Source organism: Methylacidimicrobium cyclopophantes (assembly GCF_902143385.2).
GTDB lineage: Bacteria > Verrucomicrobiota > Verrucomicrobiia > Methylacidiphilales > Methylacidiphilaceae > Methylacidimicrobium > Methylacidimicrobium cyclopophantes.
Genome location: NZ_CABFUZ020000157.1, coordinates 1 through 10,818, shown reverse-complemented (window position 1 = coordinate 10,818; position 10,818 = coordinate 1). Strand labels below are relative to the sequence as shown.

9 protein-coding genes and 1 pseudogene are annotated in these 10,818 nt (G+C 62.8%); 4 read left to right on the top strand and 6 right to left on the bottom strand.

Translation table 11 applies throughout. The annotated features are described in order from the left end of the window. The 3 genes from FN369_RS07375 to FN369_RS07365 all read left to right on the top strand — a co-directional run. Positions 1-1,914 (top strand): glycoside hydrolase family 31 protein (locus FN369_RS07375; RefSeq protein ID WP_142525534.1); only part of this gene is annotated, 1,914 nt, incomplete at its 5' end. Beyond that, a complete protein-coding gene (locus tag FN369_RS07370) occupies positions 1,911-2,708 on the top strand; it encodes a DUF6209 family protein (RefSeq protein WP_142525533.1) in 798 nt (265 codons plus the stop codon). The genes FN369_RS07375 and FN369_RS07370, both read left to right, overlap by 4 nt. 419 nt (positions 2,709-3,127) lie before the next feature. Next, positions 3,128-3,490 carry a DsrE family protein gene (locus FN369_RS07365; protein ID WP_246189609.1) on the top strand — a complete coding sequence of 121 codons (363 nt, stop codon included), beginning with the start codon at positions 3,128-3,130 and terminating at the stop codon, positions 3,488-3,490. An 84-nt stretch (positions 3,491-3,574) separates the two neighbouring features. Here FN369_RS07365 and FN369_RS07360 read toward each other — a convergent pair whose 3' ends face one another. After that, positions 3,575-4,540, bottom strand: a complete 966-nt coding sequence (locus tag FN369_RS07360) for a quinone oxidoreductase family protein (protein WP_178087740.1) — start codon at positions 4,538-4,540, stop codon at positions 3,575-3,577. Positions 4,541-4,668: 128 nt separating this feature from the next. Next, on the bottom strand, positions 4,669-5,358 hold the full coding sequence (locus tag FN369_RS07355) for a dienelactone hydrolase family protein (protein ID WP_142525531.1): 690 nt from the start codon (positions 5,356-5,358) through the stop codon (positions 4,669-4,671). Positions 5,359-5,565: 207 nt separating this feature from the next. Between FN369_RS07355 and zwf the strand changes: the two genes are divergently transcribed. Continuing rightward, positions 5,566-7,074: a glucose-6-phosphate dehydrogenase gene (gene zwf, locus FN369_RS07350; protein WP_142525530.1), complete on the top strand. Its 1,509-nt coding sequence runs from the start codon at positions 5,566-5,568 to the stop codon at positions 7,072-7,074. A gap of 12 nt (positions 7,075-7,086) precedes the next feature. On the opposite strand, the gene FN369_RS07345 is transcribed toward zwf, so the two are convergent. The 4 genes and pseudogenes from FN369_RS07345 to FN369_RS11175 form a co-directional block, all read right to left on the bottom strand. Beyond that, a complete protein-coding gene (locus FN369_RS07345; protein WP_142525529.1) occupies positions 7,087-8,283 on the bottom strand; it encodes an argininosuccinate synthase in 1,197 nt (398 codons plus the stop codon). Between the two features lie 52 nt (positions 8,284-8,335). Beyond that, positions 8,336-10,225, bottom strand: a complete 1,890-nt coding sequence (dxs, locus tag FN369_RS07340) for a 1-deoxy-D-xylulose-5-phosphate synthase (protein ID WP_142525528.1) — start codon at positions 10,223-10,225, stop codon at positions 8,336-8,338. A 30-nt stretch (positions 10,226-10,255) separates the two neighbouring features. Beyond that, complete coding sequence (gene xseB / locus FN369_RS07335; protein WP_142525527.1) at positions 10,256-10,519, bottom strand: exodeoxyribonuclease VII small subunit; 264 nt, start codon at positions 10,517-10,519, stop codon at positions 10,256-10,258. Positions 10,520-10,530: 11 nt separating this feature from the next. After that, positions 10,531-10,818, bottom strand: a pseudogene (locus FN369_RS11175) (hypothetical protein); the annotation flags it as partial.

Genomic DNA, 10,818 nt, shown 5'->3' with positions numbered 1-10,818 from the left:
GTCGCGGCTGCCTATCGCCAAAGCGGCATACCGTGCGACGGGCTCCATATCGACGTCGACTTCCAGGACAACTATCGAACCTTCACGCACAGCGAAATCAAATTTCCCAACGCGGCGGCCCTGCTCGCGAAGCTCCACGCCCAGGGCTTCAAGTGCTCGACCAACATCACCCCCCTTCTAACGGACAATGGGATGGACGAAAAGGGCGATACGACCGTCTACTCGCAGCGCCAGGATATTCTGAAAATGGGAGGCCTGATCTACGGCACCTATGTCGGCCAGGGGCCCAGCGGTACCCTCTTTGTCGGCGGGGTGAATTACGGCATGAACTTCCACGGCTTCAATCCGTATCGATACCCGCCGCTGAAGCCGAACGAATATGGAAACACCGCGCTGCAGGCGTCGGGAAACTATCCGGACCTCGGCCGAGCGGACGTGCGCGAGGCCTGGGGCCGGCAATATGCCCATCTCATCCAGGACCTTGGGATGGACATGATCTGGCAGGATATGATGTGCCCGGCGCTGGATTCAACCAAGTTTCCCTACAACACCTTCCCGCTGACCCTGATGGTTCATGACGGCCTCGGCTATGCACCCAACGGCGCCTGCCACAACGCCTATGCACTGTTCCTGGCCAAGGCTACCTGGGAGGGCCTCCGAAGGCTCCGCCCCGACCGACGCAACTTCATCATCGCGCGCGGGGGCTTCGCCGGAATCCAGCGCTACTGCGCGCTCTGGACCGGAGACTCCGCGTCGAGTTGGGACTTTCTCGCAATCAACCTACCCGAGGTCCTGAACCTCGGGCTCTCCGGAGTACCCCTCTCGGGCTGCGATATCGGCGGCTTCGCGAAAGGCTCGGCCAGCGTCGGCGAATCGATCTACGGCCCCGGCTTCGTCCATGGGGGCGTCACGAACTACGAGCTACTGACGCGGTGGATGCACCTCGGCGCGTTCCTCCCCTGGTATCGCAACCATTATGACGGATACAACAAGCAGTTCCAGGAGCCCTACAACTACGGCGAACCGGTGCCGACACACTGTCGTAAATACGTCGAGCTCCGCTACCGCATGTTGCAGATCCACTACGACGCCGTTTACGAATGGACGCAGACCGGTATGCCGCCCGCGCGCGCTCTCTTCCTGAACGATCCCTCGGATCTCCAGGTCTACAACCATCTCGGCGATCAGTTTTTCGTCGGACGCGACTTTTTGGTCGCCCCGATTTTGTTCCCAGCCCAACAACAGAATCCTCCGATCGCGACGCGCAGCGTCTACCTCCCCAACACGGCTGCGTGGTACGCTTTCAAGGACAATATGGCGCCGCTTGACACGGCTGTCCCTGCGGGCACCCACATCCCAAACTGGGAGGCGGGCCTGGATCAAGTGCCGATCTATATCCGCGCCGGAGCGATCCTGCCGATGCGCTCGCGGGTCGAACAGTACGTCGGGCAACTGTCCGAGAATCCGCTCGAGATCACCGTCTATCCCGGCCCCGACCGCGATTACACGATCTATCTCGATGATGGGATCACTACCCGCGCGGAGAACAACGGGGAGTACAGAACAACGCGAATCCGCCAGACCTCTCAGGGTACCGCCCGGACAATCGCGATCCAACGCCTGATCAATTCCTATACCCCTCCGGAGCGGTATATGCTCGTCCGGATCCTCTACGATCCCACCGCTCCGAGCCTGCCCGCATCGGTCTCGGTGAACGGCGACGCGCTGCCCGAAGTCGGAAGCGTCGGCCAGCTCGCCCATCGGGCGGGAGATGCGTTCGCTCAGGATCCCGGCACGCGATCGCTCATCGTCAAGGTCATGGATGACCGCCCCTCCATAAGGATCGCAGTCGGTCCGACTGAAGGCGAAGATAACATGAGAGATTCATTCGACAAGGAGTTCGATTCGCCATGATCCCGCGTCCCTTCGCCAACCTGCCACCCCGCATCACCTTCACGGCGGACTTCCACGAGCTGGTCCGGGGCAATCTACAACCGGGGCAAACCGTGACCTTGCGCTACGATCCGAGGCGAATCGTGCCTGCGGGCGAGCACTACGTCTTCGGCGACCCCACCCACCGAATCACCGCGCACCTTCTCTTTCCGCCGACCGGCGTCGTCGCCGCGGCTTTGCTGAGCTCCCCGTCCGGAATGCTGAACTCTCCCGACTATGACGAGACCGGCGACGGAAGCGTACTCGTCGGCCACGTCGTCATTCCCGCGGGGGCACGCGAACTGGTCGCTTGGTTCGAATACGAAAGCCCCCACGGAGCGAAACACTACGACAGCGACTTCGGCCATAATTTCCATTTCGGGTTTGCGTCGTTGCAGGTCGAACTGCTTCAAGCGGACGTTCGCGAGGGGCTTTTGACAGCACAGGTCGCCGCGTCACCCGAGGTCGATCGGCTTGTCCTACACTGGCGCATCGTGGGGCAAGAGTCCGCCGGGCCGAAGGACGTCGACCTCGTACGAACCGATCGCCGCAATGAAGCCGGCTGGCCGATTTGGAAGATGGGGCAGATCGAAGTCCCCGAAAACGCGGTCGTAAGACTCAAACTTTATTACTGGATCGACGGCGAACGCTACAAGGATGACAACGACGGCCTCTATTATTCGACGGGCCGGATGGAGGAAGTCGTCCCGCCTCCTCCAGCCGAGCTTGCGACCGCGCTCCGGGAGTGGACCACGAGGCTATCGGCCCGCTTCTAACCCTGACTGTATAACTCCCGAGACCATGACTGTAGCGGCTGGAAACAGCATGCAGACGCGTTTTGGTCCGTTGGTTCCCTCTCAGTAGACAGAGAGAGCCCGCTTGGCCGGGCAAGCAAAGAGCGGCGGAAGATCAATCTTTTGGAGTAGAGCGGGGAGATCGGGGCGAGGAGCCCGAGCAAGCGCCGTTCTTTTACAGAAGTCGGACCAAGGGGATCCCTGGGAGGCGGCAGAGCACCTTGGGGAATTCTTCGGCGGAGCCCGTGGCCGCTGATTCGGCGCCCGATCGCGTTTCGTTTACAAGACTGCGGCGATGGAATAGAAAAAAAAGAACGGAGCCGCACCGCGAGTCGAACGGCCCGGCCCCGCAGGAAGCTCCGAAGGGTGCGCGCATCCGTTTCCCTGCGAGGCACGGACCGATGAGAAAGAAGGTGCCCATGCAGACTCTGCTCGTCGTGATCACCACCGGGAAGGAAGCCTTTCCACGGGTCAATTCCCTGCTCCACATGACGCAAATCTTGGCCGAACAGCCAGAGACCGCAGTCGAGCTTCTCCTGCTCGGTCCCGGCGTCGAGTTGCTCCGCGCCAATCAGAAGTCGACCCCGATGATTGCGGATGCGCTCGATCGGTTGCGTGAAGCGGAGGTCGACATCGTCGCCTGTCAGGTCTCCCTGGAAGCCTACGGCGTTGCATTGGACCAGATGCTGCCCGCGAGGCTCGTCAAGGGAGCCGTAGAGATTCGCCAATGTCTCGGTCAAGGGGCGACGGTTCTTTCCTTTTAAAAAACGGCGCGGCCTCGGTTTCCTTTTGGAGAAAGAGTTTCGTCGTCTGCTTCGCCGATCCCGGAAACTCGGGGAGGGAGGCGCTTATTCCATCACCAAGACCTGCTTCCGGCGAGATTGCCCGGGGAGGGCCGCCCGGTAGGCCTCCGGAGCTTGGGCAAAGGGCCAAAGCCGAATCGGAGGGGGACGGAAGACGCCCGCCTCGAATCCAGGCCGGAGCTCCCGCAAGATCTCCACGATCGCCTCGCCGCACAGACTCATACTATCGACTCCCGTCAGAATCTGCTCCCGGTGATAGAAGTCGACCAGGTTGAAGCATACGACCGGAGGGTCGCTGGCGATCGCGATGTAGCGGCCGCGCCGCCGAAGTGCGCGCAAGCCCCGGGGAAAGAGCGCTCCCCCGACTGCATCCAGGACCAGATCCGCGCCCTTTCCGCCGGTCATCGCGAGAACCTCTTCTTCCCAACTCCCAATCGTCGTGAGAAGAACCGCGTCGGCTCCCGAAGGATTTTCCTCGCGGCGAGCGGCCCCGAGGACGCGCGCCTCTCGTGCGTGGGCGATTTGCGTCGCCGCCTGTCCGACCGCCCCCGTGCTGCCGATCACCAGCAGGGTTTCCCCTCGCTCGATCCTTCCCGAAACGACGAGGGCCTGCCAGGCCGTCAGGTAGGGGACGCCGATCGCGGCCGCTTCCTCCATGCGCAGATTGGTGGGTTTCGGGCCCACCCAGCGGGAGGGGATCACGAGATACTCCCGGTGCGCCCCGTCTCTCTCCACCCCGAAGCCCGGCCCGCTGCCCCAAACCTCTTCCCCCTCGCGCCCTTCCCCCGCGACGATCGTTCCCGCAAAATCTCGACCGGGGATCCTGGGTGTGCGCGTGCCGAAGCGGCCGGCCAAATTCTTCCAATCGCTCGGATGAATCGCCGAAGCCCGAACCCGGACAAGCACTTCCCCCGGACCGGGCCGAGGCCGAAGCATCCGCACCCGGCTCAATACCTCCGGCCCCCCATACCGCTCGAAGCGCCATCCCTCCATCCAGGTCGGGTTTTCCAATCCGCTTCCTCCTCTTTTCGAGCGCCCTGCTCGGACGTGGAGCATCCTTTGCGGATTTCCGTCCCCCCGGCTCCATCCCCGAACCGCGAACCTCCTCATGGCGAAAGCCAGAGGCTCGCGCGCCCGGCTCAGTCATCGCCCGATCGTTCCGGATGCGCCTTCGGCCAGTGGCCCCGGAACCAACCGGCGGCCAGGCGGGCGACCTCCTCGAGCGCGCCCGGCTCCTCGAAGAGATGGGTCGCTGCCGGCACCACAGCCAATACCTTTTCGCAGCGGAGCTCCCGCAGCGCCTCTTGATTGAGGCGGAGGACCAGGCGATCGGCTCCCCCCACGATCAGCAGGGTGGGGCTTCGTACCTGGGATAAGGCCGATCCGGCGAGATCGGGCCTGCCTCCTCGGGAGACGACGGCGGAGATTTCCGATCCCTGCCGGGCCGCCGCCACGAGCGCCGCTCCGCCGCCCGTGCTCGAGCCGAAATAGCCGAGAGCCGATCCGCGTTCCCCGAGATGGTTCCGCAACCAACGAGCCGCACCGATCAGCCGTCCAGCGAGGAAGTCGATATCAAAGCGGAGAGCGGCCGTCTGCTCGTCTTCCTCTTCCTCCTCGGGCGTGAACAAGTCGAAGAGAAGGGTGCCCGAGCCGTTTTGTTGGAGGAAGCGGGCGACGAACCGGTTCCGGGGGCTCAAACGGCTCGATCCGCTGCCGTGCGCAAAGAGGACGATCCCTCCGGCGTCGGGCGGCACTTCCAGAGTCCCGGGCAAAAGCACCTCGTCGATCCCGACCTCGACCTCTTCTTTCCACCCTTCCTTTTTTTTCATAGGGAAAGAGAATGGGAAGCAGCCCTTCCTCAGATACCCTACCTCTTGGCTCTTCCCGCCGCAACGCTCTTCCGGCTTTCCCGAGGCTTGCGCCTTCCCGGAGCCATCCCGTAGTCTATTCGCCAACCGGCGCGGGAAGCCGGTGCCTCTGCGGCCACGCAATGGCCGGCCCGGATCGAAAATGCACCACGAACAGGATTCTTCCTCATGAGCCAAACACCCCTCACTCCCACCGTGCTCGTCATCTTCGGAGCGGCAGGCGATCTCGCCTGGCGCAAGCTCGTTCCCGCTCTTTACTGTCTTTCTGCGGAGGGATGGCTTCCGGAAAAGTTCGCGGTCATCGGCGTTGACCGGAAAGAGATGGCCAAGGAGGAGTACCTCCGCCACCTCCGAACAGGAGTGGAATCCTTCTGTCGCCGTAAGCTCGACGACGCCTCCTGGACGTCCTTTACCTCCTCGCTGGTCCAATACCATTGTGGCGACCTCTCCCATCCCGATACCTTCGGGGTCTTGGCCAAGGCGATCGAAGAGCTGCGCCAGCAGTGGGGAGGAGTCGCCAATCCCGTCTTTTATCTGGCGACCGCTCCCTCGCTGATCGAGCCAATCGCCCAGGGGTTGGGGAAGGTCGGACTGGGCAAGCGGGTTCCCGGGAGTCGGATTGTGGTGGAGAAGCCCTTCGGGAGGGATCTCGCCTCCGCCCAGACTCTCAACCGGTCGCTCGGTGAAGTTTTCGAGGAGAAGCAGATCTTCCGGATCGACCACTACCTCGGCAAGGAGACCGTCCAGAACATCCTCGCGCTCCGCTTCGGGAACGCGTGGTTCGAGCCGATCTGGGATCGCCGGTATATCGACTACGTGCAGATCACCGTCGCGGAAACGATCGGGGTCGAGCAGCGGGGCGGCTATTACGAGCGGGCCGGAGCACTGCGCGACATGGTCCAGAACCATCTCTTCCAGCTCCTCTGCACGGTCGCAATGGAGCCGCCAGTCTCGTTCGACGCGGAGGAGGTTCGCAACAAGAAGACCGACGTTCTCCATGCGATTCGCCCTTTTCCTACCGAAGCGGTCCACCGGCTCGCTGTGCGCGGCCAATACGGAGCGGGCTGGGTGCGCGGGGAGCGCGTTCCCGCCTACCGGAACGAGCCCAACGTCTCCCCCGACTCCCGTGTGGAGACCTTCGTCGCCCTGAAGGTCTTCGTCGATAACTGGCGCTGGCAGGATGTTCCCTTCTACCTGCGCACGGGCAAACGGATGGCGCAGCGCATATCCCAGATCGTAATCAGCCTTCGGCCCGTGCCGCACCAAGCCTTTCCGGAGATCGCGGTCGACCAGTGGCATCCCAATCGGATGATCCTCAACATCCAGCCGCAGGAGAGCATCCTCCTCAACTTCCAAGCCAAGCGGCCGGGACCCACGATCCGATTGAGCCCGGTCGACCTCCGCTTTTCCTACCGTGATGCCTTCAAGAGCGAAACCCCGGAAGCCTACGAGACGCTGCTGCGGGACGTCATTCTCGGGGACGGTACCCTCTTCATGCGCGCCGATCAGGTCGAGGCGGCTTGGTCGCTGGTCGATCCGATCTTGCAAGTCTGGGAATCCAATCCGCCCACTGACTTCCCCAACTATTCGGCCGGGAGCTGGGGACCGGAAGCGGCGCAGGTGCTCATCGCCCGCGACGGACGGAGCTGGTTCGAAAGCCCGGAAGACGGCGAATGAGGAACGAGCCGCCTACCGCCTCTGCTGCTGCCGCGCAAGCGTGCGGAGCCGCAGGGCCTGGAGACGGATGAAGCCCGTCGCATCGCGCGGATCATAGGCTCCCTGGTCGGCCTCCATGGTCGCAAGCTTCGGATGGTAGAGGGAGTGGGGGCTCCTGCGCCCCAGGGTCTGGAGAGTCCCTTTGAAGAGCTTTAGCCGGACGGTGCCGGTCACAAACTTTTGGCTCTGCTCGACGGCGGCTTGGAGGAACTCCCGCTCCGGCGAAAACCAGAACCCGTAGTAGACCAGCTCCCCGTAGCGCGGCAAAAGAGAGTCCCGCAAATGGAGGACCTCCCGGTCGAGCGTCAAGGTCTCGATCTGGCGGTGGCCGAAGCGGAGGATCGTCCCTCCGGGACATTCGTAGACGCCGCGCGACTTCATGCCGACGAAGCGGTTCTCGACGATGTCGACCCGGCCGATCCCGTGTCTGCCTCCGATCTCGTTGAGGGCGCTCAGGACCGCTGCGGGAGAAAGGCTCTGCCCGTTGATCGCGACGCAATTCCCCGCCTCGAAGTCTAGATCGACGATTTCCGCCTCGTCGGGGGCCTCCTCCGGGTCGGACGTCAGCCGGAAGAGGCCGGCGGGCGGTGGTTGCCAGGGATCCTCCAAGACTCCGCTCTCGTAGCTGATGTGAAAGAGGTTCCTGTCCATCGAGTAGGGCTTTGCGAGCGTGACCGGCACCGGAATCCCATGCTCTTCCGCGTAGCGGATCAGGTCGGCCCTCCCCGTAAACTCCCACTCCCGCCACGGGGCAATGACCTGCAGATCGGGGGCGAGAGCCGCAAAGGCGAGCTCGAAGCGCACCTGATCGTTCCCTTTCCCGGTTGCTCCGTGCGCCACGGCGTCGGCGCCGACCTCGCGCGCGATCTCGACCTGCCGTTTTGCGATCAGGGGACGCGCGATTGAAGTCCCCAGCAGGTATTGATCCTCGTAAACCGCCCCGGCCCGAATCATGGGAAAGACATAATCCCGGACGAACTCCTCCCGAAGGTCGGAGATCACACATCGGGAAGCCCCGGTGGCGCGCGCCTTCTCTTCCAGGCCGCTCAACTCCTCCGCCTGTCCGACGTCGGCGCAATAGGCGATGACCTCGGCGTGGTATTTCTCCGTCAACCATTTGAGGATCACGGAGGTGTCGAGTCCCCCCGAATAGGCCAAGACGATTTTCATAGAGGCTTCCAAGCGAAAGAGGCGGGCCGCGTCGAACTGAATCGCGTCGCCCTCAGGCGATCTCTCCGAAAGAGGATTGCTTTCCCTTGAGGACGGCTCGGAGCTTTTCCAAGGCGGCCTCCACGGTCAAGCCGTATTTCCTGCGCAACTGATCCACCTTGCCATGCTCGATGTAGTGATCTGGCCAGCCGATCCGGACGACCGGGACGGAGATCCCCATATCCGAGAGGGCCTCGAGCACGAGCGATCCGAAGCCGCCGGCCAGGACATGGTCCTCGATGGTCACGATCGCCTCGACGCTCCGCCCGAAAAACTCAAGGGTGCCTCTGTCGAGCGGCTTTACCGTCCGGGGGTTGATGACGGCACCCGAGATCCCCTCGGCTTCCAGTGCCTTCGCGAGCTCACGCGCCAGCGGAACCATCATTCCGAGCCCGAAAATGGCCACATCCCGCCCATGCTGCAGTACCTCGGCCCTGCCGATCGGGATCAGCTCTGGGAAGGGTTTCAAGGCCACCCCCGGACCAGCTCCGCGCGGATACCGGATCGCAACCGGGCCGGGATGGTGCATCGCCGTGAAGAGCATATCCGCCAGCTCGTCTTCGTCCTTCGGGTGGAGGAGCGTGATGTTGGGGACACATCGAAGGTAGGAGATATCGAAAAGGCCATGGTGGGTCGGCCCGTCGTCGCCGGAAAGACCCCCTCGGTCCATGCAGAAGACGACCGGGAGGTTCTGGAGGCAGACGTCGTGGACGATCTGATCATAGGCGCGCTGCAAGAAGGTCGAGTAGATCGCGCAAAAGGGCTTGAATCCCTTCGTGGCCAATCCGGCCGCGAAGAGGACCGCATGCTCCTCGGCGATTCCCGTGTCGAAATACCGATCGGGAAACTTCGGCTGGAAGCGGTCGAGCCCCGTCCCGTTGGGCATCGCCGCCGTGATCGCCACGACGTTGCGATTTTGGTCTGCGAGCTTGACCAACGTGTCGGCGAAGACTTGGGAGCAGGTCAAAGTCGAGCTCGGCGGCGTCTCCCCGGTCACGGGATGATAGGGGCCGAGCCCGTGGAACTTCTTCTGCTTTTCCAAGGCGGGAGGAAAGCCCCGTCCTTTTTGGGTCAGAACGTGGAGGAGCACCGGATGCTCCTGGTGCTTGAGAAATTCGAACATCGAAATCAGGATCTCGACATCGTGGCCGTCAACCGGCCCGTAATAGGTGAGGCCGAGCTCCTCGAAAATCACGCTCGGCAGGAGCAGGCTCTTGACCGCCTCCTCCGCCTTTCGCGCCGCCCGCAAGACGCCTTTGCCCGGGATCTTCTTGAGGAACTCCTCCGCCCGGTCCCGCAACCAGGCATAAGCCGGATGGCTGACAATGCGGCTCAGGTAGCTAGCGATCGCACCGACGTTCTTGTCGATCGACCACTCATTGTCGTTGAGGACGACGATCAGCCGATTGGTCTGTTCGCAGACATTGTTGAGCGCCTCGTAGGTCACGCCGCAGGTGAAGGCCGCATCCCCGCAGACCGCAATCACGTTTTCCTTTCCCCCGCGACGATCCCGGCCCACGGCCATGCCGAGGGCTGCCGAAAGAGCGGTCCCGGCGTGGCCCGCTCCGTAGCAGTCATGCTCGCTCTCCTCTCGGTTGAGAAAGCCGGATAGGCCGTTCGGCTGCCGAATCGTCGAAAAGCGGTCCCGACGTCCGGTCAAAAGCTTGTGCACGTAGCCCTGATGGCTCACGTCGAAGAGGAAATTGTCCTCGGGAGTCTGAAAGACGTAATGGAGAGCAATCGTCAGCTCGACCACCCCGAGGTTGGGCCCGAGGTGGCCGCCGTTCTTCGAGAGCACGGCGATCATCTCCTGGCGGATCTCTTCCGCTAGTTGGGGAAGCTCTGCGAGCGAAAGCTTCTTGAGATCCGCAGGCGAATCGATCCCATCGAGTAGTCGTGCCAAGGGCTACCTCTCCTTTTTGCTCTTCTTCGCTCAGCGGGGCGCGCCCGGCTCCTCTTCCCCCAAGTCGCCGGCCGTCGGTTCCCCTCCGTTGGCCCCTTGCGCCAAAACTGTGATTTTTTGTTCCGCGAGGGAGAGTTTGTCACTACAAATCTTCACGAGCTGCATCCCCTCCTCGTAGCGCTCCAGCAGTTCCTCCAGAGGGAGATCGCCGGACTCCATCCGAGCGACGATCTCCTGCAGCTTCCGAAACGCCTCCTCGAAGGTGAGCCCATTAGGGCTTTCGGTTTTCGCCATGGCAGAGCGCCCTATCCCCGGACTTCCGAAGCTTCCCGCCGCTCGAGCCGGAGCCTTTCGTCTCCGGAGAGAATCTCTTCCAGGCTCTTCCAACCGACCTCGTCGATCTCGTTAAAGAGGCGGAGGTAGATCGCTACGTCCCGTTGCGGAAATCGCGCCAGCAGTCCCTCCAGCGCGCTCCGGAGCCTTTCCGCCGAAGGCTCTTCCGGAAACGCCTCGACGACCCCCTGGCCATCGTGGGGGATTTCGAGCGCATCGAGCCAGGCGCAGAGCATCGGGGCTCGGCTCTGGACGAGCCA

Coding starts and splice junctions, on each gene's coding strand:
- FN369_RS07370 (WP_142525533.1), top strand. CDS start 1,911: ATGATCCCGCGTCCCTTCGCCAACCTGCCACCCCGCATCACCTTCACG.
- FN369_RS07365 (WP_246189609.1), top strand. CDS start 3,128: ATGAGAAAGAAGGTGCCCATGCAGACTCTGCTCGTCGTGATCACCACC.
- FN369_RS07355 (WP_142525531.1), bottom strand. CDS start 5,358: ATGAAAAAAAAGGAAGGGTGGAAAGAAGAGGTCGAGGTCGGGATCGAC.
- zwf (WP_142525530.1), top strand. CDS start 5,566: ATGAGCCAAACACCCCTCACTCCCACCGTGCTCGTCATCTTCGGAGCG.
- FN369_RS07345 (WP_142525529.1), bottom strand. CDS start 8,283: ATGAAAATCGTCTTGGCCTATTCGGGGGGACTCGACACCTCCGTGATC.
- xseB (WP_142525527.1), bottom strand. CDS start 10,519: ATGGCGAAAACCGAAAGCCCTAATGGGCTCACCTTCGAGGAGGCGTTT.